Origin of the sequence: Arthrobacter sp. NtRootA1, assembly GCF_019976975.1 — a bacterium.
Classification (GTDB): domain Bacteria; phylum Actinomycetota; class Actinomycetes; order Actinomycetales; family Micrococcaceae; genus Arthrobacter; species Arthrobacter aromaticivorans.
Genome location: NZ_AP024630.1, coordinates 569,872 through 592,393 on the forward strand (window position 1 = coordinate 569,872; position 22,522 = coordinate 592,393).

General features: G+C 62.0%; 22 protein-coding genes and 2 pseudogenes. 10 read left to right on the top strand and 14 right to left on the bottom strand.

Features of this window, described 5'->3' with window-relative positions:
* The first annotated feature begins 54 nt into the window (after window positions 1-54).
* Genes ngcE through LDN90_RS02810 form a run of 3 tightly spaced genes read left to right on the top strand, consistent with a single transcriptional unit; the run spans window position 55 to window position 3,379 of the window.
* Window positions 55-1,464: an N-acetylglucosamine/diacetylchitobiose ABC transporter substrate-binding protein gene (gene ngcE, locus LDN90_RS02800; protein WP_216922006.1), complete on the top strand. Its 1,410-nt coding sequence runs from the start codon at window positions 55-57 to the stop codon at window positions 1,462-1,464.
* Window positions 1,461-2,486: a sugar ABC transporter permease gene (locus tag LDN90_RS02805; protein WP_223947838.1), complete on the top strand. Its 1,026-nt coding sequence runs from the start codon at window positions 1,461-1,463 to the stop codon at window positions 2,484-2,486. Before ngcE ends, LDN90_RS02805 begins: the two co-directional genes overlap by 4 nt.
* The gene (locus tag LDN90_RS02810) at window positions 2,486-3,379 is read left to right on the top strand and encodes a carbohydrate ABC transporter permease (RefSeq protein ID WP_216922004.1); all 894 of its coding nucleotides are present in this window, start codon (window positions 2,486-2,488) and stop codon (window positions 3,377-3,379) included. The genes LDN90_RS02805 and LDN90_RS02810 overlap by 1 nt, the downstream gene beginning before the upstream one ends.
* A gap of 1,155 nt (window positions 3,380-4,534) precedes the next feature.
* Here LDN90_RS02810 and LDN90_RS02815 read toward each other — a convergent pair.
* Window positions 4,535-5,002: a hypothetical protein gene (locus LDN90_RS02815; RefSeq protein ID WP_223947839.1), complete on the bottom strand. Its 468-nt coding sequence runs from the start codon at window positions 5,000-5,002 to the stop codon at window positions 4,535-4,537.
* 80 nt (window positions 5,003-5,082) lie between these two features.
* Window positions 5,083-5,439, bottom strand: a complete 357-nt coding sequence (locus tag LDN90_RS02820; RefSeq protein WP_223947840.1) for a hypothetical protein — start codon at window positions 5,437-5,439, stop codon at window positions 5,083-5,085.
* Window positions 5,440-5,792: 353 nt separating this feature from the next.
* Between LDN90_RS02820 and LDN90_RS02825 the strand changes: the two genes are divergently transcribed.
* Together LDN90_RS02825 and LDN90_RS02830 are read left to right on the top strand one after the other, a co-directional pair.
* Window positions 5,793-6,515 carry a VIT family protein gene (locus LDN90_RS02825; protein ID WP_223947841.1) on the top strand — a complete coding sequence of 241 codons (723 nt, stop codon included), beginning with the start codon at window positions 5,793-5,795 and terminating at the stop codon, window positions 6,513-6,515.
* A 44-nt stretch (window positions 6,516-6,559) separates the two neighbouring features.
* Window positions 6,560-7,045 carry a hypothetical protein gene (locus LDN90_RS02830; RefSeq protein ID WP_223947842.1) on the top strand — a complete coding sequence of 162 codons (486 nt, stop codon included), beginning with the start codon at window positions 6,560-6,562 and terminating at the stop codon, window positions 7,043-7,045.
* Between the two features lie 80 nt (window positions 7,046-7,125).
* On the opposite strand, the pseudogene LDN90_RS02835 reads toward LDN90_RS02830, so the two are convergent.
* The 8 genes and pseudogenes from LDN90_RS02835 to LDN90_RS02865 form a co-directional block, all read right to left on the bottom strand.
* Window positions 7,126-7,624, bottom strand: a pseudogene (locus tag LDN90_RS02835) (MBL fold metallo-hydrolase); the annotation flags it as partial.
* Between the two features lie 97 nt (window positions 7,625-7,721).
* Window positions 7,722-8,246: a flavin reductase family protein gene (locus LDN90_RS02840; protein WP_223947843.1), complete on the bottom strand. Its 525-nt coding sequence runs from the start codon at window positions 8,244-8,246 to the stop codon at window positions 7,722-7,724.
* A 1-nt stretch (window position 8,247) separates the two neighbouring features.
* Window positions 8,248-8,619, bottom strand: coding sequence for a cupin domain-containing protein (locus LDN90_RS02845; protein ID WP_223947844.1), 372 nt, complete (start codon window positions 8,617-8,619; stop codon window positions 8,248-8,250).
* A 2-nt stretch (window positions 8,620-8,621) separates the two neighbouring features.
* Window positions 8,622-8,777: a hypothetical protein gene (locus LDN90_RS24280; RefSeq protein ID WP_346347000.1), complete on the bottom strand. Its 156-nt coding sequence runs from the start codon at window positions 8,775-8,777 to the stop codon at window positions 8,622-8,624.
* Between the two features lie 86 nt (window positions 8,778-8,863).
* Window positions 8,864-10,108: pseudogene (locus LDN90_RS02850) on the bottom strand (4-hydroxyphenylacetate 3-hydroxylase N-terminal domain-containing protein); the annotation flags it as partial.
* Entirely contained in the window at window positions 10,105-10,791 is a 687-nt protein-coding gene (locus LDN90_RS02855; RefSeq protein ID WP_223947845.1) for a DUF2848 family protein, read from the bottom strand. The gene LDN90_RS02855 and the pseudogene LDN90_RS02850, both read right to left, overlap by 4 nt.
* Window positions 10,792-10,844: 53 nt before the next feature.
* Entirely contained in the window at window positions 10,845-11,639 is a 795-nt protein-coding gene (locus LDN90_RS02860) for a carbon-nitrogen family hydrolase (RefSeq protein WP_223947846.1), read from the bottom strand.
* A gap of 88 nt (window positions 11,640-11,727) precedes the next feature.
* Entirely contained in the window at window positions 11,728-13,068 is a 1,341-nt protein-coding gene (locus tag LDN90_RS02865) for an MFS transporter (protein ID WP_223947847.1), read from the bottom strand.
* Between the two features lie 224 nt (window positions 13,069-13,292).
* Between LDN90_RS02865 and LDN90_RS02870 the strand changes: the two genes are divergently transcribed.
* Window positions 13,293-13,934 carry a GntR family transcriptional regulator gene (locus LDN90_RS02870; RefSeq protein ID WP_223947848.1) on the top strand — a complete coding sequence of 214 codons (642 nt, stop codon included), beginning with the start codon at window positions 13,293-13,295 and terminating at the stop codon, window positions 13,932-13,934.
* Window positions 13,935-13,953: 19 nt separating this feature from the next.
* Here LDN90_RS02870 and LDN90_RS02875 read toward each other — a convergent pair whose 3' ends face one another.
* Window positions 13,954-14,247: a DUF503 domain-containing protein gene (locus LDN90_RS02875; RefSeq protein WP_223947849.1), complete on the bottom strand. Its 294-nt coding sequence runs from the start codon at window positions 14,245-14,247 to the stop codon at window positions 13,954-13,956.
* A 129-nt stretch (window positions 14,248-14,376) separates the two neighbouring features.
* Here LDN90_RS02875 and LDN90_RS02880 point away from each other — a divergent pair, with 129 nt between their 5' ends.
* Genes LDN90_RS02880 through LDN90_RS02895 form a run of 4 tightly spaced genes read left to right on the top strand, consistent with a single transcriptional unit; the run spans window position 14,377 to window position 17,975 of the window.
* Window positions 14,377-14,811: a hypothetical protein gene (locus LDN90_RS02880; protein WP_223947850.1), complete on the top strand. Its 435-nt coding sequence runs from the start codon at window positions 14,377-14,379 to the stop codon at window positions 14,809-14,811.
* A 34-nt stretch (window positions 14,812-14,845) separates the two neighbouring features.
* Complete coding sequence (locus tag LDN90_RS02885) at window positions 14,846-16,024, top strand: GGDEF domain-containing protein (protein ID WP_223947851.1); 1,179 nt, start codon at window positions 14,846-14,848, stop codon at window positions 16,022-16,024.
* Entirely contained in the window at window positions 16,021-16,524 is a 504-nt protein-coding gene (locus LDN90_RS02890; RefSeq protein ID WP_223947852.1) for a hypothetical protein, read from the top strand. Before LDN90_RS02885 ends, LDN90_RS02890 begins: the two co-directional genes overlap by 4 nt.
* On the top strand, window positions 16,521-17,975 hold the full coding sequence (locus LDN90_RS02895; RefSeq protein ID WP_223947853.1) for a bifunctional diguanylate cyclase/phosphodiesterase: 1,455 nt from the start codon (window positions 16,521-16,523) through the stop codon (window positions 17,973-17,975). Before LDN90_RS02890 ends, LDN90_RS02895 begins: the two co-directional genes overlap by 4 nt.
* A 29-nt stretch (window positions 17,976-18,004) precedes the next feature.
* Here the strand turns inward: LDN90_RS02895 and LDN90_RS02900 are convergent, their stop codons facing one another.
* The 3 genes from LDN90_RS02900 to purQ form a co-directional block, all read right to left on the bottom strand.
* Window positions 18,005-19,069, bottom strand: a complete 1,065-nt coding sequence (locus tag LDN90_RS02900; RefSeq protein ID WP_216927813.1) for an IS110 family transposase — start codon at window positions 19,067-19,069, stop codon at window positions 18,005-18,007.
* A gap of 372 nt (window positions 19,070-19,441) precedes the next feature.
* A complete protein-coding gene (gene purL, locus LDN90_RS02905) occupies window positions 19,442-21,751 on the bottom strand; it encodes a phosphoribosylformylglycinamidine synthase subunit PurL (protein WP_223947854.1) in 2,310 nt (769 codons plus the stop codon).
* Entirely contained in the window at window positions 21,748-22,521 is a 774-nt protein-coding gene (gene purQ / locus LDN90_RS02910) for a phosphoribosylformylglycinamidine synthase subunit PurQ (protein WP_223947855.1), read from the bottom strand. Before purQ ends, purL begins: the two co-directional genes overlap by 4 nt.
* Window position 22,522 lies beyond the last annotated feature (1 nt).

The following is a 22,522-nucleotide window of genomic DNA, read 5'->3' on the forward strand; positions in this document are numbered from 1 at the left end:
TTTCCGGCGCCTGCCGCAACAGTCGACATTACGAGTCACTGGAGGGTTACGAAAATGAACGTTCAGCACCAGTCCCTTGGCCGTCGCGGATTCCTCCGCGGGGCACTCGCAGCTGCGGTGCTCGTCCCCATGGGGGGATCCATTGCGTCCTGTGCAGCAGGTGGTGGCGGTACCAGCGCCGGGCCCACGGGCGCAGTCTCTGACACCAACCCTTTCGGCATGGCGGATAAGTCCACCGTCGATGCCGTGATCTTCAAGGGTGGCTACGGCATCGACTACGTCGAGTTCGCCGGCAAGGCCTTCGAAAAGGCCCACTCGGGTTCCACCGCCAAGATTGCCCCGTCCACGGACATCGCGCAGGAGCTCCAGCCGCGTTTCGTCGGCGGCAACCCGCCGGACCTGATCGACAATTCCGGTGCAAAGGCCATTGGCTTCAGCACTATCCTGGCGCAGCTCGAGGACCTCACCAGCGTGGTGGAGGCCAAGAACCTCGAAGGCAAGGTCATCAAGGACACCCTGTACACCGGCGTTCTCGCTCCAGGGACCTTCGAGGGCAAGCTGGCGGCCCTGAACTATGTGCTCACTGTCTACGCCATGTGGTACTCGGACTCCCTGCTCAAGGAAAACGGTTGGACCGTTCCCAAGACCTGGGACGAAATGTACGCACTGGGTGAGCAGGCCAAGGCCAAGGGCAAGTACCTGTTCCTCTGGGGCAAGGAAGCTGCCACTTATTACCAGGAAATGGCGATCGCTTCCGCTATCAAGGAAGGTGGCGACGACGTCCGGTTGGCCTTGGAGAACCTCAAGGCAGACTGCTGGTCGCACCCGGCTATCCAGTCCGTCTTCACGGCCATGGACAAGATCATCAAGGCGGGCTACTTCAAGCCCGGCGGTTCTGGCACCCAGTTCACGGCAGCGCAGGCCCAGTGGAGCAATGCCCAAGAGGCAGTGTTCTACCCGTCCGGTTCGTGGATCGAAAACGAGATGAAGGACCAGACCAAGGCGGACTTCAAGATGACGGGTGCGCCGGTTCCTTCAGTGAGTGCGAGCCCCAAGAAGCCGTACGCCTCGCTGCACAGTGCAGCCGGCGAGCCTTACGTGGTTCCCTCCCAAGGCAAGAATGTTGCCGGCGGCAAGGAATTGCTCCGCGTCATGCTCTCCAAGGAAGCTGCTACCAACTTTGCCAAGACCAAGCTTGCTCCCACCATCGTCAAGGACACCGTCCCGGCCGATGGCTTCGGCTCCACGGCGTTGGTCTCCCAGACAAAGCTGCTCAGCGATGCAGGCGAGAACATCTACACCTGGAACTTCATCGACCTGTACGGCACCAACAAGGACCAGCTCGTCGTCTGGAACACCTTCCTCGATGGCAAGTCGGACGTTGCGACGCTGACCTCCGCCCTCCAGAACATCACCGACAAGGTCCGCAACGACAGCTCGGTCAAGAAGATTGAAGTGAAGTGACCGTAGTGAAAACCAAGCAGAGCCGGAACGACGACGGCCTGGCCGCCGTCGTTCCGGCCATGGCCCCACCGGTTGTGGTGAGGCGCCGGCGCAAGCCGCTGACCTGGGACAAGGTCAGCTTCTTCGCGGTGTTCCTTGGCCTGCCGCTGGCGATCTATCTCTTGTTCGTGATCTGGCCGTTCATCCAGGCCTTCGGGTATTCCTTGACGGACTGGTCGGGTTTTTCGCCCACACAGAACTTCATCGGCTTTGATAACTACGCCAGGATCTTCTCGGACGACATCTTCATGAAGGCGATGGGGAACAACATCCTCCTGGTCATCGTGCTGCCGATCGTCACCATCATTCTGAGCCTGGTGCTCGCCACCATGGTGACCGTTGGCGGGAGCAGCAAGGGCCAGATCAAGGGCCTACGCAATTCCAGCTTCTACCGTGTTGTCTCGTTCTTCCCGTACACCATTCCTGCCATCGCGATCGGCATCATGTGGGGCCAGATCTATGATCCATCCGGTGGCCTGCTCAACGGGATCCTGACCGGCATGGGCCTTGACCAGTTCAAGGACTTCGCGTGGCTGGGCGATAAGAACACGGCCATGACCGCCACCATGTTCGTGATTGTCTGGGGTTTCGTTGGCTTCTACATGGTCCTTTTCGTGGCCGGTATCAAAGGCATTCCTGCTGAGTTGTTCGAGGCCGCAAGGATCGACGGCGCGGGAAGGCTCCGTACTGCCGTGTCCATTACCATCCCGCTTATCAGGGATAACATCCAGACCGCCTACATCTATATGGGCATCCTGGCGCTCGACGCGTTCGTCTACATGGCGGCACTGAACTCCGGCGGTGGTCCGGACAACTCGACGCTCGTGATGGCACAGCAGTTGTTCTTCACAGCTTTCAGCAAGGGGCAATTCGGACTGGCCAGCGCCATGGGCGTTGTCCTGGCTGTGGCCACCCTGATCTTCTCAGGCCTGGTGTTCGTGATTAACCGGCTCACTGGTGGCGACAAGGACGTGAGCATCTAATGACAACAAAAGTCTCAACCCCTGAAATGAAGTCGCTGCACTTCCAGCCGCGCAAGCCCGCCACTACGCCCGGGGACAAACTCGTGGGCGCTGTTTCACACACTGCGCTGACCATTTGGTCGCTCATCGTGATCCTGCCGTTGTTGTGGACGTTCATGTCCTCCTTCAAAACATCCAGCGAGATCTTCGCCTCCCCATTCGCCCTGCCCTCGCAGTGGCGGTTCGATAACTATGTGAAGGCCTGGAGTGAGGCCGGGATCGGGAGCTACTTCCTGAACTCGGTGGTTGTGGTGGGTTCGGCGCTGGTGATCGTCATGGTGCTCGGTGCCATGTGCGCCTACGTCCTGGCGAGGTACACGTTCCCGGGTAGCCGGGCGATCTACTACCTCATGCTGGCCGGCCTGACGTTCCCGATCTTCCTCGCCATGGTCCCGCTGTTCTTCGTGCTGAAGAACATCGGACTGCTGAACACCCTGCCGGGCCTGATCATCGTGTACGTGGGTTTCGCGCTGCCGTTCACAGTGTTCTTCCTGTTCTCCTTCTTCAAGTCGCTGCCGCACGAAATCACTGAAGCAGCAGCACTTGACGGTGCAGGGGAGTGGCGCACGTTCTTCCAGGTCATGCTGCCGATGGCCAAGCCGGGCCTCGCTTCGGTTGCCATCTTCAACTTCCTGGGCTTGTGGAACCAGTTCCTCATCCCTGTATCCATCAACGCTGCCGGGCCGCGCGTTCTCTCGCAGGGCCTCGCGGCCTTCGCTGGCCAGATGGGGTACGCCGTGGACTTCGGGGCACTCTTCGCAGCAGTCACTGTCACGGTGGTTCCGGTCCTGATCGTCTACGTTATCTTCCAGCGTCAGCTGCAGGGTTCGGTCTCGCAGGGCACCTCGAAGTAGCACACGCCCGCTAAAAAACAACTGTGAGTCTTGCAGTGGCTGGTCTGGGACTAGCTGGCGGTGTTGATGCCGGTCGTTCTGCTTGGCGCGTAACTCGAAAAAACAATTGCCCCATCGTGGGCGTGTTTTCCCCGATTTGTCCGTGCTGGGTAGAGCGGCCGGTGCTGATCTTTACCACGTCGGTGGCTTGATCAGAGGCTTGCCCAGCCTCTGGAGGTTGTGGCTCATCATAGCTTTGCCTCGAAGTGACTCTTCCCAAGTCCAGTGCCGGTCGTGCTGCGGCCTGTCCTGTCCGTTCGAAAGCAGGAGGGTGGCCGCGTTGACTATCGTTGCGCAGACCCGCCCGTTCGTCATCGGCGTGGACTCTCACGCCCGCACCTTCGCCATCAACGACGCCGGTACCAACCTACAAATCGAGTGTGAGAAGTTCCCGACCACCCCGGCAGGGATTTTCCCTGCCGCCAGGGTAGGCCGGAGTACAGATGGCGATAAGGGGTGTCTGTGGGCCGTTGGCACCTGTCCAGGCGAACAACTCCGCGATCACCCCACGCCGCGATCACGAACACTGCCGCGAGGAGGACTAAGCCAGCGACACGGACGAGAATACGGCCGAGGAACACACTGGTGATGATCGCTTACGCAAGGGACCACCTCACTTCCTACTTTTCAGCGTCTTCGTCGAGGCCGCGTGGTCCCAGGGACTAAGCTCCTGTCACCGCGCCCACGGCAAGCCCAAAGGCAGAATGGCGGCCTCGGCAACGTGTGGGAGCTGACGCCGCGCCGAGAGTAGTCCCGTTTGCGAGGAGTCCGGAGACACCGCCCACTGCTAACAGGGGAAGGTTCACTTGCGCTCATACACCGGCAACGGGGGATCCCCATCCTCAGAGACTTGTACCCAGCCGTCTCTGGCTAGGTCCCGCCTCAATTCGGCAAGTGCTGCCGTCATCCCCGGAGCCCATGCTTCCTCTGGCGGAGGGGGATTGACCGATCGTGCTACAGGAAATGTGGGGCTCTTGTAAAGGGTCTTTCCGTCGACTTGACCCACAAACCGCTGCTGGGTGTTTCCGTATTGGGAGCCGAGGGTGCTTAGAATGCTCGCCCACCAGGAGGTGCCTCCCACATCCTCAAGGGCGATGGTGAGCCTATTTTGTGATGTCATGTCAGTGTTCCCTCGGTAGCTGTCCTGGGCCGTGGTGAACGGAATACGCTCAACAGGTTCCTCGGGTGCTCCTTTGTCAGCAGCCACGCCAGACCACTTGCCAGCACCGGATTGGGCAGCGTCCAGATTCCCAGAGGCGTGATAAAGATCAGGAAAATGATCGCGCCGAGCAGCCCGAGTCTCGCCCGTCTGCCCCCGCTGAGAATGAGCAGCCCCAGCGCGCTCTCGCCAGCCGCAGCGAGGATCCCAATGAGTTGGGGTGTTGGAGCGACAACATTTTCGAAGAACCAGCGGTAGAGAGGAGTCAGTGGGCTGTCCGTACCGAGTTTCACGAACTGCTCCGGGGCGGCGATACTTAGCGCGGCGTTGACGCCCACGGCCATGATGATGAAGAAGACGCCGACGAAAATCCGGGCTGCTCTGGGCCTGACAAGGCACAGGAGTGAAACGGCGACAGAGTCCAAAGTCCCCGCCCACCTCACGGATTCACAGGGGTGGCGGGGCTTTGCGATGAGGGACCATTCTGAACTCGGCACCAGGGACCCTAGGATTTGCGGTGCTGCTTCCTGAAATTCCGCCGGTGCAGAACTATGGCCAGGACGAGTAAAGGAACGTGAATGGCAGGGAGGTTATGCGCGAACCAGCGTGGCAGGTAGATGTCTGTGACGGAGCCGGTCGGGTCACCGAGCCGTCGCGCCAAGGGGGTCAGGGGGCAATGGAAGCCATTGCCCACGAAGATGAGCGTTTCCCCAGCTACAACTGCAGCGGCAGTGGCGGCTCGCCTGTCGGTCTTCCCGCGGAATCCCGCATATAGAAGATAGACCATGCAGGCCTCGATACTGAACCAAGCCAGAGTATGAAAGGCCTTAACCGCCCGCAGGGCCACCTGATTTCTTCCCATGCCATCAAGAACAACACGGCGGGCAGCTGTTGCTTAGGGTATTCCGGCCCGAAGAATTGGAAGCCAGCGCCAGGTTTCAGGAGAGGGCAATTCGCAGCGGCATCACACGCTCGTTGATGTCTTGTAAATCTAGAGCTTTTCAAGACATTACGTTCGCCTCCGAGAAGCCCAAACGGATCGGTGTCGGGTGGCACTTGTGGCTGTAAATGGCGGCTTTCTAGCTACGCTATTTGTCGCTTCGAGAAGCCTGCTGGGGCGCTCAACTGGAGTGGGGTGGGGCGGTCTTGGGTCCCGGCAGGGGCGTAGTCCGGCATAGCCGGGCCTGGACGCCGATGTTTTACTTACTTTTCACTATGACTGAGTTGCTGAAGCAGCACCCGAACGAACCGCACGACGACAACATCTCAGCGCGCCTGAACTGGCTGCGCGCGGGCGTACTTGGAGCCAACGACGGCATCGTGTCCGTGGCGGCCACGGTTGTCGGCGTCGCCGGGGTGACCAACGATGTCACACCCATCTTGGTGGCGGGCACAGCCGCCGTTGTGGGCGGTGCCGTTTCCATGGCCCTTGGCGAATACGTCTCGGTCAGCAGCCAGAGCGATAGCCAGCGGGCCTTGATCGAGAAGGAACGACAGGAACTCCGTGATGATCCCGCCGGCGAGCTTGAGGAACTTGCGGCCATCTACCAGACCAAGGGCCTCACCGAAGCCACCGCGCGGACGGTGGCCCGCGAACTCACCGAGCATGATGCCCTGGGCGCGCACTTGGAGGCTGAACTGAAGATCGACGAGACAGAGGTGGTCAATGCCTGGCATGCGGCCTTCGCCTCGGCGATCGCCTTCACCGTCGGCGCGGTGCTGCCGCTGCTGGCCATCCTTCTCCCGCCGGCCGAGATCCGGGTCCCGTCTACGTTCGTGGCCGTGGTGGTGGCGTTGGTCATTACCGGCACGGTCAGCGCCAGGATCGGCGGCAGCTCGAAACGGAAGGCCACCCTGCGCCTGGTCATCGGGGGCGCCCTTGCCATGGCCTTCACCTATGCCGTTGGCCTGCTGCTGGGCACCACAGGGATAGCCTGAGACCAGCACGCCTGATCCGGTGTCCCAGTCCTGAGGAGCTTTGCATGGTGGAAATCGCTGGCCTTCCAGCCCACATTCTCTTGGTCCACGGAGTAGTTGTCCTCGCGCCGCTGGCGGGTCTGATGGCGGTGGTCTTCGCCCTCGGCCGCCGCAGCAGGGCTTACTTAGCTTGGCCGCTTGGTATCCTGGCCCTTGCCTTGGTGCCGCTGTCCATCCTCACCGCGGAAGCCGGTGAGCAGCTGGAGAAGACCAAGCCCGCCTCGGATCTCGTCCGGGAGCACGCAGAGCAAGGCAGTTTCTTCCGGTATGTCACAGTGATCTTCCTGATCGTGGCCGCCGCGCAGATTCTTGCCGCGTTTCCCTTTGTCGTGAGCCGCTGGCTGCCGCTCCGCAGAGCCGGCCGCCTGCTGGCCGCCCGCTGGGCTGTTCCCGCCACGTCCGTTCTCGGGGTCCTTGCTGGGCTGTTCCTGATTTACGAAGCCGTTGTGACCGGCCACTCTGGCTCGGCCTCGGTGTGGGGCGGAGTCTAGGGCATCGACGTTTCCCGCAGATCGTCATTGCTGCGCATCCGGACGGCTACAACTGCGCCGATGGCGGCGGTGAGGGCCGCGGAGACGGTCCCGGTGGAGAGTTTGGGCAGCGGGATGCGCTCACCCTGGCCGGGCCTTCACGGTTTTCGCGTTTCATGCGGCCGAAGTAGGCGTGGGCGTCGGACTGGCCGTCGAGGAGTTCGTCGATGAAGTCTTGCTCGTCGTTGGCTCCCAGGTAGGGGCCCCACCAGGCGTACAGGCGTTCGTAGCCCACCGTGGGGACGGGATGGCCCCGAGTTCCTTGCCGCAGTCGCTGCTGGCGCCGTGCGCTGGGTGGACCTGAACGTAGTCTGGCAGTGTCAGGAAGTTATCCCGCAGGCTGGCAAAAGAGCTGATTTGCCCCCTCAAAGCGGGTGCCCACGCCGCCGGCTGCTTCGTCCAGCAGGTCCGGCCGGCCCAGATCACCGGAGAACAACCGGAGAGCTGGTAGCCGGGCTGGTCGCCGAACGCGCCGTCGGTGACCAGGAAGGAAAGGTGCTCCGGGGTGTGCACGGCTTTGATGCGGATGTTGCCCTCCGACCGCGTGACAAGACATAGAAGCAACGCGGGGTCACTTACGGCCCATCCCAAGGGGATTTATGGGCCGTAAGTGACCCCGCGTTGCTTTAAGAGGGGGTCAGAACATCCAGGGGATCTCCGCGTGGCCGAAGTCGTTGAATGCCCCGAAGCGGCCCGCCTTGAACGCGAGAACGTCGCCGTCGCGGTCCCGGCACGTGGTCACCTGGCCGAAGAAGACCTGGTGATCCCCGACGTCGTACTGCTGTACAACAGTGCAGTCAGCCTGGGCGAGGGCTCCCTTGATCACTGGCAGCCCATTTTCGGTGACGTCGAATTCGCCCTCGCTGAACCGGTCGCCGCCCCGCACCGCGAACCGCCGTGCGATGGATTCTTGCTTGGCCCCAAGGATGGAAACGGCGAACTTGCCACTCTCGATCAACGCCTCACCGGTCCGGGTGCCGAAGTTCAGCGAGATCATAAGGATGGGCGGTTCCAGGCTGATGGAGGTCAACGAGCTGATGGTCATCCCGTACAGCTCATCCTCGTGCTTGGTGGTGACCACGGCGACACCCGTGAGGAAGCGGCCCATTGCGCGGCGCATTCCCATGGCATCGGGAACAGTGAAGAGCGGTGCGAGGCTCATGTCAGTTGCTCCGCTCGGCTTGTACCGGATCGGCGTAGTACCGGACCTCGAACATCTTGGCACCGGTTTCGGAAACCCACGGCCCGTGTTCCATGCCGGGCGGGCGGGTGGCCCAATCGCCGGCTTTGAAGGTCTTACCGAGGCGCTGGTCCACGAACGAGCCCTCAAAGATGAAGACCTCTTCCCAGAAATCGTGGGTCAGGACGCCATTGGGGGAGGTATCCGTGCCGGGCTCGAACTTGAGGATGCGCGTGACGCTGTCATTGTCTGAATCCCGGGCAAGGATAGCCTCGGACAAGCCCTCAATGTGCGGGTTGCAGGGTGCGAAGTCCACCGATGAGGTGGGGGTGAACTCGAATTCGGGCTTTGCCATGGCTATTCTCCTTCCATGCCGTTGACGCTGCCATCTACTGGGCCGTTGATGCTGTAGGAACCAAGGTACTTGTCCAGCTCAGCCACCAGGGCGTCGTAGCCGTAGTTCCGGTAGGTGTAGGCTCCGCGGACCACGAACGGGGCGCCCGCGTAGAACATTTCGTACTGCTGGTGGCGGCCGGCGAATTCGAGCCGATGATGTCCCAGGCCAACTTGAACAGCTTCACGCGTTCTTCGCTGGCAACACCCGGGGACTGCACGTAGCGTTCCATGTCCGGACGGGTCACACTGCTGGTCATGTCGGCGACGCTGGACGGCAGTTGCAGCACGCCACCACCCACCAGGTCGCGAAGGATCGCAATCACCCGTGGGTAAGTCTCGGACTGAAGACCCATGGCCCCGTAAAGGGCACTCTTCCCGGGAACCACCATGCCGGCGTCGTCAACCGTTGCCGTGTATTCGGCGGCAAGAACTGCCGATTCAACGGACTGCACGATCGCGGCGAGCTCGCCAAGCTTCTCCTGTACTCCGGGGATCTTGTCCGTGCCGTTCACCTGGGTGACCTTGCGGGCAACAGAAGCAATGAACTTCAGCTTGGTGGAGAACCTGATCTGGGCCTGCCAGTTTCCCAGCGCGTGGGCACCGGTATCGAAGAACTGGCGGCGAAGGGTATCGATGTTCCGGTTGATGAAGACGCGGTCCCAGGGGATGAGCACGTCATCGAACACCACAAGTGCGTCTGGCTCGTCGTAGTGGCTCGTCAGCGGGTAGTCGAAGTCGCTGGTGGCTGCCGGCGCGAACGGACGGCGGCAGTACAGCTTCAACCCGTCAGTCGCCACGGGAACAGCGAAGCTGACGGCAAAGTCCACGTCATCCGGACCCAGCGGCTTGATGCAGGTGACGAACACTTCGTCGGCAATCGCCGCGCCGGTGGCAAGCATCTGCGAACCGCGGACGATGATGCCTTCCTCGGTTTCACGCACGACGCCGACCTGCAGGTATTCGCCTTCCCAACCTGACGCCGTGGTTGCGCGGGAGACCTGAGGCGGAATGATCGCGTAGGAAAGGTACAGGTTTTCGGAAAGGATCTTCTTGTAGTACCGCTCCACGTTACCGGCGAAGTCGCGCTCGTCATTCTTGAACACGTCCGCGTGGGAGCCGAAGGCGGCGAAGAAGGTACCCACGTGGTCGGGGCTGCGGCCTACCCAGCCATGGGTGTGCTTGGCCCACCTTTCAATGGCGTGACGGCGGAGGACGAGCTCTTCCTGGGTGCGCGGAGCAGCGAACGTGCGGTTCGCGGGTCCATCAATCTCTTCCGAATGGAACTGCATGCCGTTGCTGGGATCGGCTGCGATGTCGAACAGCTCAGCCATGGTCTGGGCGACCTTCGCGAACGCCGGGTGTTCCAGGACGTTGCCGACTACCTCGCCATCGAGGATCACCGTCCGGCCATCGTTCAGGGACTTAAGGTATTGCATTCCGGTTCTCATCGAAGTGAGCCTTTCTTGATTTTGTAGTTGTGTTCGATTCTCGTCCCATCCGGGAACGAGAGCTCTACTTTCCAGGAAGTTCCGTCAACGAACTTCCCCTTCAGCAGTGGCAAAGTGCCACCCAGGCACATGAAGTCGGAGTCACCGATGTCCGTCCGCGCCAGAAGCTTTTCGACGACGTCTGCCGGCTTGCGCAGGCCTGCCAATGAACCCTCTTGGTACAGTTCGCCGTCCACCCACGAGCGGGCGGTGCACTGGTCCAGGTCCAGGTCCTCGAGCGAGGGGACTTCGATGACCTCGGTCGCGATGGGCTTGGGGCATGCCCTTTTGGAATCGCCAATGTCCTGGGCTTCGATGTCCCTGTCCGTGTGGTCGGAACCGATGCCGAGGTAGAACTTGCCGTTGTGGCGAATATAGAGCGGCTCAATTTCGCCGGAGGTCAGGTTGTTGCTGATGTCGTGTTCGCCTGATGTATCGAACAGGTGCGAGTCCATCCGGTAGAACATGGGCACTTCCGGCGGTGCAGCTACTCCAATGGCTGCCAGCTCGTCGATGTGATGCTGCACGGCCTTGGGATCCCTGCCGGTATAACCGGCCACTACTGCGTGGAAGTCCGAGACCGTGATTGTCTTGTCCGTGCCCACCACCCTGAAGGTGAGTGGGACTTGCCGTGTTGTTTCCATTCCGTCTCCTTGAATGCTGGCTAAATCGTGGTGGGTCAGTGTGGCCAAACTGGTCAAACGGCGAGGGCGTCGTAGGCCGCGAGCCGATCGCCAATGACCGGGAATTCTGTGCGTACTGCCTTGACCTGAGCAGGATCGATGTCCACCATGAGCACCGATTCACCGGCACCGGCTTCGGCGAGTACGTTGCCGGCCGGGTCCACCACCCGGCTGTGTCCTCCGAGCTCCACGCCTTCCTGGCTGCCTGCGGCGTTGCAGGCAATGACGAAGATTTGGTGCTCCAGCGCCCTGGCGGTTGTGAGCAGTCGCCAGTGTTCGCGACGCGCTGCGGGCCAGGCTGCCGGGACGATGACGATTTCCGCGCCCCGGGTGCTCAGCTCCATCCACAATCCTGGGAACCGGAGGTCGTAGCAGGTGATCCCGGCTGTTGCTCCGAACGGCAACTCCACCACTGGCAGGGAGGATCCCGCGGTGAGGAGGCTGGCTTCCTTGGACTGGTAACCAAAGACGTGGATCTTCCGGTACGTGTGCAGGATTCTCCCGTCCGGTCCCAGCAGGATGGACGTGTTGCTGAGCCGGCCGTCCTCGCCGGCCTCGATGATGCTCCCGACGTGAAGGTACACACCAAGCTCTGCCGCCACCCGTGAGCACATGGACACCGTGGGGCCAGTGAGGGTCTCGGCCAGGGACTGGTACTCATCGAAGTGGAAGTATCCGGCACTCCACAGTTCCGGCAGGATGATCAGCTCGGCACCGTCGATGCCGCGAAGAATCGCTTCAACGCGATCTATCCGCTGCCCACGGGATTCCGAATCCGGACTGGCCACCTGGACGAGTGCGACTTTCATGGTTGTTTCCTTACTTTCGTATTTCGAGTTGTCACTTCGTGCCCATGTTTTGGGTAAACACTGTTATGAAGTGCCATCTCGCGAGGGACTATTTCTGCTCGTCCAGGTCGCTGAGCCGAAGGCCCTTGGTCTCCTTGGCGAACATGACCGAGACCATGGAGATCAGGCCCATCGCCGCGAGATAGATGCCGATCGCGTAGCCGGTGCCGAAGGCGCTGTAGAGAGCCAGGGCAATGATGGGGGACAGCGAGCCGGCGATCAGCGAGGCGAGGTTGTACGCAACCGAGGTGCCGCTGTACCGGACATCCGTGGGGAACAGTTCGGAGAAGAACGCGCCGATCACGGAACTGTAGGCGGCGAAGATCAACAGGCCGCCGACCGCGGCGGCAATGATGCCCCACACCTGGCCGGTGTTCAGCAGTGCGAAGAACGCGAACGCCCAGATGACTGTGGCGATCGAAGCGCCGATCATGATCGGCTTCCGGCCCACTTTGTCCGCATACAGCGCCAGAATGGGGATAGCCACGACGGCGACGCCCTGGCCGATCATGACGGCGGTGAGGCCTGTCTGCCGCTGCAAGCCCATGATCTGGGTGACGTAGGTGATGATGAACAGCGAGTAGATGTAGAAGCCTGCGTTCTCACCCATGCGGCTGCCGGTGGCGATGAGCAGCTGGCGCCAGTTGCGGCGGAACAGAATGGCCAGGGGCAATTTACGTTCCTTGACGGCTTCTGCCTCGCGCTTCAGCTGTGCTTCCTTGAACAGCGGAGTCTCTTGAACGTAGAGACGCAGGACGAGGCCGATGATCACCAGCAAAGCGGACAGCCCGAAGGCGAGGCGCCAGCCCCAGGCAAGGAATTCACTTTCGGGCATGGTCGCGGCGAGGATTGCCAGCACACCTGCGGCCATGAGGTTGCCCAGCGGCGGACCCATGTTGGGCCAGGATGCCCAGAACGCCCGCCGTGCACTGTCATTGCTGTGCTCGGAGACGAGGAGCACGGCCCCGCCCCATTCGCCGCCCAGTGCGAATCCCTGGATCAGGCGCAGCAGCAAGAGCAGCAACGGTGCTGCGATGCCTATGGCGGCATAAGAAGGGATGAACGCAATAAGTGTGGTGGCTACGCCCATGAGCATGAGGCTGGCTACAAGGGTGGCGCGACGGCCATGCTTATCGCCGAGGTGCCCCAGGACGACGGCGCCCAGCGGACGGGCAAGGAAGCCGGCGGCAAATGTTCCCAGCGCCAGCATGGTGCCCACCAGCGGGTCATTAGTAGGGAAAAAGAGCTTGTTGAAAACCAATGCGGCAGCGGTGCCGTAGAGAAAGAAGTCGTACCATTCCACGGCCGTGCCGGCCAGGGACGAAGCAGCGACCACGGGCAGGCTGGAGTGCTTCTGCTGCCTCAGTTCTGCTTTCTTCAAATCGGTCATTGTGGGGATCCTTTTGCGGTTGGGAGAGGCCGGGGCTTCCGGTGAAGCGAGGCCGATCCCAAGAAATTGAGGGGTTCCAAATGCGTGAGCGGAGTCACTGAACAACACTGTAGACTAGTTGTATACAACCCGTCTACATCGGACGAAAAAGTTTTTTGCCAGCTGTGGCCGGGGTTCAACCTTGAATGCAACTCGTATACTGGGCTTCGCGAGAAAGGCTCTCCATGATCCAGATGTCTGCCACTGCCCAATCACAGCCCGAAGTGGCGTACCAGTGGATGAAAAGCTATATCGCTGCCCTGCCTCGCGACGAGGAGACCTTCCTGAACGAGGCAGTCCTTGCCAAGTCCACGGGTACCTCGCGCACGCCAGTCCGCGAAGCCCTGCTGCGACTCGAAGCGGAAGGTTTCGTCAAGCGCATCCCGCACAAGGGTGCTTACGTGCCACCGATCTCGGATCCTGATGTCCGGGCCATCCTCCAGGCACGGTCCGTAGTGGAGAAGTGGGCCGTCTCAGCACTGGACAGCATGCCGGATGGGCAGGTCGAAGCGTTCCAACGCATCATCGACCAGCAGCACGAAGCTAAGGAGGACCCCGCCCGGTTCATTGAGTTGGACACCGAATTCCACACGCTCATGGTCCGTGCAGGAGGAAATCCAATCCTGGCCGATTTCTACGCTTCCCTTCGGCAGCGGCAACTCAGGATTGGTGTCCGTGCTGTCACACAGGGGACAGACCGTGCGGGGGACGTGCTCCGCGAGCATCAGCTGATTGTTGACGCCCTGCGCAGCCGAAGCCTGGACGCCGCACATCAAGCGATCGACGCCCACCTGGATTCAACCCGGCTGGCGGTAATCGGCTACTAACGCCTGGGTTTGTGTACACCTAGTCCTCGCTGTGCAGCTCCCGTTGCCTAGCGCTCAGCAGCTCAAGCTCGGGCCGGGCAGCGACGAACCGTTCGACGGCGTCGAGCACTTCCTTGAGGTGTGCGCGGTCAGGCGCCACCAGTGCCGCACCAAGCATGGTCCGGCGATATTGGTCCTGCAATCCGGTCTCGGCTGCGGACACTTCGAAGCGGCGTTTGAGTTCAGCAATGAGGGGCCGCACGAGCGAGCGTTTCTCCTTGAGGCTATGGACATCGCCCAGGAGCACATCGAATTCGATCCAACCGATCCACATGGTTCATTATGGGCACGTCTCCGGACCGCAATCCTGAGCCAATCTTGAGGAAATGTCGCACCGCAGTTGATCCAGCCCGACCAGACTGGAACCAGAGCAGGGCCGGAAGCAGCTAAGGGGGCGGGCGGCATGAGCAAGAACCATACCTGGCGCGCACTCGCGGGCGTAACCGCCGTCGCTGTTTCCATGTTGGCGGCACCTGCCGCCGCACTTGCTGCATTCACTTCTACCGAGAATGCCAATCCTCAGTACTCGGCCATGCGTCTCCTGGCCCCGGCAAGCGTAGACATGGTCATGATCTGCTCGTCGAACGGTGCCAAGGTCGCCGTGGATGTCAATTCCTTCGCGGAAGTTCCAGGCGCAAACTATCACGAGATCAAGCTGTACAGCCCCTCCGGGACTTTGGAATTCACCGGAGACCTTAGCAAGAATGCCGGAAAGTCCTATAGGTCCGGAATTCAGCCTGTGGGCAACTGGACCTACGAAATCCGCGGGTATTACAAGGTTCCCGGCACGACCAACATGTGGAAAGGCTCCGCTTTGACAGGAACCCTGACATGTTAGAAATTGGCGTGGGACCAATCGGCAGGAGCGAACAATGGTGCTTGACTCGTTTTCGGTGAGGATAGCCCTCGGAGTGGTCACATTGACGCTCTTCGCGCTGTTCCTCGCCTCGTACCGCCGCACCCGGTCACCATACGCGGGCTGGTGGAGCCTGGCCCTGCTGCAGTTCATGTTGGGAAACACAGCGTTCCTTCTGAACGGAACGTCGGCCCAGCACTGGGCCAACCCTTTCGGCAACGTCCTGGTGGTGGCCGGAGCGTTCAGTGTCTGGGCGGGTGCCCGTACGCTGCGGGACCTTAAAGCGGCACCATGGCAACTCGCCGTCGCTCCCATCATCACCGCGGTGGCCTCCGTGCTGGAAAGTCCCGGCTCTAACGTATGGTCCGGCGGCTTCGTGTACCTGGCCATGATGACCCTCGGCATCGCGCTGGCGGCCCGTGACTTGTGGTTCATCAAGGCGACGCACTCCCAGGTGCACAAAGCACTCTCCCTGGCTGCCGGACTTCTGGCGATCTACTACCTCGGCCGTTGGGTGGTCTACGCACTGGAAGGCCCCGACAGCGCAACGTTCCGCATCTATTTTGGTCCTGCGCCGTCGGGCCTGGTGTCCCTGGTGCTGCTGGTGACGGTGTCCTTCAGTATGACCACGTTAAGCAGCGACCAACTGATCAAGGGCCTGAAGGAACGGGCCACCAAGGACCACCTGACGGGTCTTCTCAACCGGGGAGCCTTCCTGGATCTGGCATCCACCGAACTCAAACGACTGCGCGCCAATGATTCCGGTGCTGCAGTTGTCCTGGCTGATCTGGACCATTTCAAGCTGGTCAACGACGCCCACGGACACCGCGCAGGGGACGTCGCCTTGAAGGCTTTCGCCGAAGCCTGCACGTCCTCGGTCAGGTCTACGGATCTCATCGGCAGGTACGGCGGGGAAGAATTTGTTCTCTTCCTGCCCGGAGCCACGCAGGAGCGGGCCCAAAGCATTGCGGTCGAGATCAGCCGCCGTATGGCTTCCACCGAGGTTCCGGAGGGCGTGTCCTTCCCCACCATCAGCTACGGAGTCACGGCAAGCACCACCGCTGCCACAGACCTCACCTCCATGATCGAGGTGGCAGACGCAGCCCTGTACAGCGCCAAAGCACAGGGAAGAAACCGGATTGTAGGAGCCGACCGCCTCCAGGCGGCCACTATCGCTGACGAGGCACGATCATGACAATCAATGAACTCACCACCCGGATCCAGATCCAGCACAACCAGGAACTGAGTGCCTTCCGGCAAGACATCACCAGTGCTCCGTACCAGGCTGGAACACCCGCGGCCTTGAACGTGGCCCGGCGTTCTGTGCGGATGCAACCCGTCCAGTCCGTAGGCGATGACAGCGCAAACCTAACCATTGTGGCCGACGTCGAGGGCCTTGCATGGTTCACCGCCGATAAGGGCCTCCTGGGCAGTTGCATTACGGTCTCCATCGCCGGCCATCGGCGAAACACCGGAACGCGCGTACCCCTTCCTTTGGCTGAATGCGATGCGTGGATTGAGGCCATTCTGGGTGGCTCATGGATTACCCACGTGTACCGGGCCGGGACTCCGATTGAAGGACACGGCAGGCTCGATGTTGCCTCGTACCGGCTCTTCCTCGACGAACGCCGCAACCCAGTCGCCAAACCGAAAGCCGTAGCCGACGATACCCTGCGTCGCATGGAAGCGTCGTGAACGCAACCCAGCCCAAGGCAACACAGCCCAGCGGAATCCATCCCACCCGCTCCTTCCCGGCCGACATTGACGCTCGGATCGGGAAACTGGAGCGGCACATCAGGGCCTTGATGGAGGAACTCCACCGCGCACGCCACGAGCAGCGGCGGGAAGTCTTCACGGATGCCCTCACGGGACTTGGCAACCGCGTGGCTTTGACGGATGCCTTCATTGAAGCGCAGGAGGCTGCGGCCGGGGGCGCAACCCCGGCCGCACTCCTCCTCATCACCCTGGATGGATTCAAGGGACTCAAGAAGTCCGCTGGCTATGCTTCCGCGGACCAGATTCTGGTCACGGTGGGGATGCGGATCCGCTCGGCGGTGAGGGAGAACGACGTCGTCACCCGCCTGGGTGGCGACGAATTCGCCGTGCTGTTGCCAGCCACGCCGCAAAACCGGGCGGCCGCCGTGGGAAACCGTATCCTCGCGGCGCTGGAACCCAACATCGACCTCGGGAACAGCAGTGTCCGCTGCGGGGCCAGCATGGGCCTGCGGATTGCCGAGCCGCACCACAGCGTGGAGGACCTTCTCCAGGAGGCCGATATGGCGATGGAGGAGTCCAAGAGCGAGGGCCGGAACAAGCTCAAGTTGTTCGATCCCTCCACGCTTCATGCCCGGCAACTCCAGCGCCAGATCGTGGGGGAGCTCCGGGAAGCCATCCGCTCGGACCAGCTTGTCCTCTTCTACCAGCCGATCGTTGAGCTCGCCACCGGCCGGATTGAGGGCAGCGAGGCCTTGGTCCGCTGGAACCACCCTGCGCGTGGTCTCATCATGCCGGACCATTTCATCCCCGTTGCAGAGGCCACCGGCTTGATCGCGGAGTTGGGCCGATGGGTGCTCCGGGCGGCTGTGGAGCAACTGCGTCAGTGGCGGGAGAACCCAGTCACGGCACAACACAACTTCACGATGCGAATCAACGTGTCGGCTGCAGATCTGCAAAGCCTGGAGTTTGTGGACGATGTGCGGAACGCTTTGGCCAAGAGGGGTCTGCCTCCGGAATCACTGGTTTTGGAGCTTACGGAGAGTGCCATCATCCAGAACAACGAGCTGGACCGTTACACCTTGGCGAGCCTGCACCGCTTGGGCGTCGGACTGGAGATCGACGACTTCGGCACAGGCTACTCGTCCATGGGGTACCTGCGAAAACTTCCTGTGGACGCCGTGAAAGTGGACCGGCAGTTCGTCCAGGAACTGAGCGAGGACAGTACCCAGTTGGGTTTCCTTGCCGCGATCCAACAGGTAATCCGCTCCTGCGGACTGCAGGGAATCTGGGAAGGAATCGAAACGGCGGAACAGGCCGAAGCGCTGCGAAGCATCGGGTGCACGAGCGGACAAGGCTACTATTTCGGCCGACCTCTGCCCGGACCGGAATTCACGGACCAGCTCTCCCGGCAACAGACTTGGCCCGCTTAAACAGCAACGCGGGGATCCTTCTATGGTTGTCAAGGGTGGCGTGGGTCCGTGTTTGTGGCGTTAAGGGTTCGGTAGGTCCGTCGGGCGAGATAGCGTTTCACGCACCGGCGGATCTCCTTTTTGGTTCGTCCTTCGGCTTGTCGTTTGTGGACGTATCCGATGGTGGCCGGGTCGAAGGTCATTCTGCTCAGGGCGACCATGTGCAGGGCTTTGTTCAGGGTTCTGTCGCCGCCGCGGTTGAGTCTGTGCCGGACGGTGTTGCCGGAGGACGCCGGAATCGGGTTGACCCCGGCTAGGGACGCGAAGGCTGCTTCTGAGCGGATCCGTCCGTGGTGGGACCAGGCGGTAAGGCAGATGGCGGCAGTGACGGGACCGAAGCCTGGTTCCTGCAGGAGCGGGGCGGCTTCGCTTATTTGGACCAGTTCTGTGATTTGGCGGTTGTTGGTTTTGATGTCCGCGTCGAGCTCGCTGATGCGTTTGGCTAGCCGGACCCCTTCGGACCGGGCGACGGTCAGTGCCAGTGGTTCCTCCCGGGAACGCCACCGGGACGCCTCGGCGATCTGTGCTCCGGTCAGGGGTTTGCGGGCATCCAGGCCGAGGTCGTTTACGCGCAGGAGGGCGGTCAAGGCGTTGACCGCCCGGGTACGGTCGGTGGTCATGGCTTCCCGTGCGCAGACCAGGACCCGCAAGGCGGCGCGGACCCCTTCGTTCAGCCGTGGCTGGCGCAGCTGCTGCTCATCCAAGGGCAGAACGGCTGCGGCGATCCGGTGCGCGTCGAGCGGATCGGATTTACCGGTTCCCTGACGTGCATCCATGCGCGCGGCTTCGGCGACCTCGTAGCCGGCGGCGCCGACCGCGCCGGCCAACAGGGCGCCGTAGGACGCGGCTCCTTCAACGACCCATAAGGCAGCCAGGTCAGCGCCGGTGTGGCGCGCGACCCAGGCGATGGCACGGTTGATGCCTGCCCCGGTGGTCGGGAAGGCCCGGGTGGCAATCAATTCACCGGTGCCTGCGGTGATGATGGCGTAGACATGGTTTTTGGCGTGCGTGTCGACGCCGACGACAAAAGGACGGGAATGCGCGACGATAGTCATGGCGGTTCTGGCGTCTTCCTCTATTCGCGGATGTGGTCAGGGCCGTAAAACGGCCGGTACCGGTCCCGGGTAGAGGTCACTTCGGAACAACACTGTGACGAGTCACGCCTGAGGGCGGACAACCTTCTGATCAAGTTACCGAGGTGGGCCGGGCGGTACCGGCCGCTCCACCCCGCGGACGGACAGATCCCACTCAAAGGCACCCTCTACAGGGCCAGTCACTTACAGAGTCACACCCGCGAGGCAGAACGACTACTACCACTCTGCCAGCCAGTCCCAGACCAGCCACCCCAATCCTCACAGTCACTTACGGCCCATCCCGAGGGGATTTATGGGCCGTAAGTGACCCCGCGTTGCTTAGCGGCGGGAGGCTTAGCCGAAGTACTTCGGCAGGGTGGCCTCGTGTGCTTCGCGGAGAGCGTCCAAGGACAGCTCGTCCACGCCGTTGATCTCCAGCTTCGCGCTGGCAGCATCAACGACGCCGATCCGGAGGTGGGCGAAGCCGCGGGCGGTGCACATGTCCTTGAAGCGGACTTCCTCGGAGCGCGGCACCGAGACGATTGCACGCGCCTGGGACTCGGAGAACAGTGCGGTGAACAGGTCCACGCCGTCGCGCTCCAGGAGTTCCTCGAGGGCGATCCGGGCGCCAACGCCGTAGCGCAGTGACGACTCCACCAGTGCGGCCGCAAGGCCACCCTCGGAGAGGTCGTGTGCGGCGTCAACCATGCCGTCGCGGGAAGCGTTGATGAGGATCTCACCAAGCTGGCGCTCAGCTGCGAGGTCGACCTTCGGCGGCAGGCCACCGAGGTGTCCACGCAGGTTGGACCATTCCGAACCGTCCAGTTCTGCTGCGGTGGTGCCCAGCAGGTAGATTGCCTGGCCATCCTCGCGCCACCCCGACGGCGTACGGCGGGCGACGTCGTCGAGCTTGCCCAGGACTGCCACCACAGGGGAGGGGTGGATCGGCGTGGTGCCGGTCTGGTTGTACAGGGAGACGTTGCCGCCGGTGACGGGAATGCCGAGTTCCATGCAAGCGTCCGAGAGGCCACGGATGGCTTCGGCCAGCTGCCACATGACGTCCGGGTCCTCAGGGGAACCGAAGTTCAGGCAGTCGCTGACGGCCATCGGAACAGCACCGGAGGTGGCCACATTGCGGTAAGCCTCGGCCAACGCGAGCTGGGCTCCCTGGTACGGCTCAAGGTAGGTGTAGCGGCCGTTGGCATCGGTAGCCAAGGCAACGCCCAGGCCGGTTTCCTCGTCAACGCGGACCACGCCGGCATCATCCGGGAAGGCCATGGCAGTGTTGCCGCCCACGTAGCGGTCGTACTGGTTGGTGATCCAGTCCTTGCTGCACATGTTCGGCGAAGCGACCAGTTCAGTAACGGCTGCAGCCAGCTCCGACGGAGCGGAAGGACGGCCGGCATCCTCGACGGAACCGGTGAAGGAGTTCGCCTGGACCGAGTCCTGCCATTCCGGGCGTGCGAACGGGCGGTCGTAGACCGGGCCGTCGTGCGCAACGGTGCGGGGGTCGACGTCGACGATTACTTCGCCTTCCCAGGTGATGATGAGGCGACCGGTATCGGTGACCTCACCCAACCAGGAGTACTCCACGGCCCACTTGTCCATCACAGCTTCGAAAGCTTCGATGTTCTCGGGGGTGACCACGGCCATCATGCGTTCCTGCGACTCGGACATGAGGATCTCGCCCGGGGTCAGCGTGGGGTCGCGCAACAGGACAGAGGTCAGTTCGACCTCCATGCCGCCGTCGCCGTTGGAGGCGAGCTCGGACGTGGCACAGGAAATACCAGCAGCGCCGAGGTCCTGGATGCCTTCAACCAGCGAGCCCTTGAAGAGCTCGAGGCAGCACTCAATGAGGACCTTCTCAGCGAAGGGGTCGCCCACCTGGACGGCGGGGCGCTTGGAAGGCTTGGTGTCGTCGAAGGACTCCGAGGCCAGCACCGAAGCGCCGCCGATGCCGTCGCCACCGGTGCGGGCGCCGAAGAGGACAACCTTGTTGCCCTTGCCGGAGGCGTTGGCCAGGCGGATGTCCTCGTGGCGCATGACGCCTACAGCGAGTGCGTTCACCAGCGGGTTGCCCTGGTAGACGGAGTCGAAGACCATCTCGCCGCCGATGTTCGGCAGGCCGAGGCAGTTGCCGTAGCCACCAATGCCGGCAACGGCACCGTGCATGACGCGTGCGGTGTCCGGGTGGTCGATCGCGCCGAAGCGCAGCGGGTCCATGACGGCAACCGGGCGTGCGCCCATGGAGATGATGTCGCGGACGATGCCACCGATGCCGGTAGCGGCACCCTGGTACGGCTCAACGAACGACGGCGAGTTGTGGGACTCGATCTTGAACGTCACGGCCCAGCCGTCGCCAAGGTTGGTGACGCCGGCGTTCTCGCCGATGCCCACCAGCATGTCCTTCTTCATTTCCTCGGTGACCTTCTCGCCGAACTGGCGGAGGTGGTTCTTGGAGGACTTGTAGGAGCAGTGCTCGCTCCACATAACGGAGTACATGGCGAGCTCGGCGCCGGTGGGGCGGCGGCCCAGGACCTTGACGATCTCGTCGAATTCGTTCTGCTTCAGGCCCAGCTCAGCCCACGGGAGTTCCGTGTCCGGGGTCTTGGCAGCGTGCTCAACAGTATCGATGTTGAACTTCTTGGTGGTTTCCGTGGTCACTTGTCGCCTCCCACAATCTTGTTCAAAACGGAGGTGAAGAAGCCCAGGCCGTCGGTGTCGGAGCCACCGATTCCATCGAGGGACTCAGGTCCGAAACCGACCTCAACCGCGTGCTCGGGGTGGGGCATGAGCCCAACCACGTTGCCGGCGGCGTTGGAGATGCCTGCGATGTCGCGGCGGGAGCCGTTCGGGTTGAAGCCTACGTAGCGGAACACCACGCGGCCCTCAGCCTCAAGGGCATCCAGGGTCTTCTCGTCAGCGATGTACTGGCCGTCCTGGTTCTTCAGCGGCACAACGATTTCCTGGCCGTCTGCGTAGTCCAGGGTCCAGGCTGTGTTGGCGTTCTCCACGCGCAGCGTCTGGTCCCGGCAGATGAACTTCAGGTGGTCGTTCTTGATCATGGAACCGGGCAGCAGGTGCGACTCGGTCAGGATCTGGAAACCATTGCAAATACCCAAAACCGGGAGCTTCGCGTCAGAGTTGGCTGCGTCGATAATCTTGGTCATCAGCGGGGCGAAACGCGAAATAGCGCCGGCACGGAGGTAGTCACCGTAAGAGAAACCACCGGGGATGATGACTGCATCAACATCTCCGAGTTCGGTGTCTGCGTGCCAGAGAGGCACCGCCGTGGCGCCTGCAAGCCGCACTGCACGGGCGGCGTCGCGGTCGTCGAGGGTGCCGGGGAAGGTCACGACGCCGATCTTGGCACCGGCCAAGCGGGGCTCAGCGGCGACGGCCACGGCCTCGCCAATCAGGGGGATCGATGTCATA

Coding starts and splice junctions, on each gene's coding strand:
- ngcE (WP_216922006.1), top strand. CDS start 55: ATGAACGTTCAGCACCAGTCCCTTGGCCGTCGCGGATTCCTCCGCGGG.
- LDN90_RS02810 (WP_216922004.1), top strand. CDS start 2,486: ATGACAACAAAAGTCTCAACCCCTGAAATGAAGTCGCTGCACTTCCAG.
- LDN90_RS02820 (WP_223947840.1), bottom strand. CDS start 5,439: ATGGGAAGAAATCAGGTGGCCCTGCGGGCGGTTAAGGCCTTTCATACT.
- LDN90_RS02825 (WP_223947841.1), top strand. CDS start 5,793: ATGACTGAGTTGCTGAAGCAGCACCCGAACGAACCGCACGACGACAAC.
- LDN90_RS02830 (WP_223947842.1), top strand. CDS start 6,560: ATGGTGGAAATCGCTGGCCTTCCAGCCCACATTCTCTTGGTCCACGGA.
- LDN90_RS02840 (WP_223947843.1), bottom strand. CDS start 8,246: ATGAGCCTCGCACCGCTCTTCACTGTTCCCGATGCCATGGGAATGCGC.
- LDN90_RS02845 (WP_223947844.1), bottom strand. CDS start 8,619: ATGGCAAAGCCCGAATTCGAGTTCACCCCCACCTCATCGGTGGACTTC.
- LDN90_RS24280 (WP_346347000.1), bottom strand. CDS start 8,777: ATGTTCTACGCGGGCGCCCCGTTCGTGGTCCGCGGAGCCTACACCTAC.
- LDN90_RS02855 (WP_223947845.1), bottom strand. CDS start 10,791: ATGGAAACAACACGGCAAGTCCCACTCACCTTCAGGGTGGTGGGCACG.
- LDN90_RS02860 (WP_223947846.1), bottom strand. CDS start 11,639: ATGAAAGTCGCACTCGTCCAGGTGGCCAGTCCGGATTCGGAATCCCGT.
- LDN90_RS02865 (WP_223947847.1), bottom strand. CDS start 13,068: ATGACCGATTTGAAGAAAGCAGAACTGAGGCAGCAGAAGCACTCCAGC.
- LDN90_RS02870 (WP_223947848.1), top strand. CDS start 13,293: ATGATCCAGATGTCTGCCACTGCCCAATCACAGCCCGAAGTGGCGTAC.
- LDN90_RS02875 (WP_223947849.1), bottom strand. CDS start 14,247: ATGTGGATCGGTTGGATCGAATTCGATGTGCTCCTGGGCGATGTCCAT.
- LDN90_RS02880 (WP_223947850.1), top strand. CDS start 14,377: ATGAGCAAGAACCATACCTGGCGCGCACTCGCGGGCGTAACCGCCGTC.
- LDN90_RS02885 (WP_223947851.1), top strand. CDS start 14,846: ATGGTGCTTGACTCGTTTTCGGTGAGGATAGCCCTCGGAGTGGTCACA.
- LDN90_RS02890 (WP_223947852.1), top strand. CDS start 16,021: ATGACAATCAATGAACTCACCACCCGGATCCAGATCCAGCACAACCAG.
- LDN90_RS02900 (WP_216927813.1), bottom strand. CDS start 19,069: ATGACTATCGTCGCGCATTCCCGTCCTTTTGTCGTCGGCGTCGACACG.
- purQ (WP_223947855.1), bottom strand. CDS start 22,521: ATGACATCGATCCCCCTGATTGGCGAGGCCGTGGCCGTCGCCGCTGAG.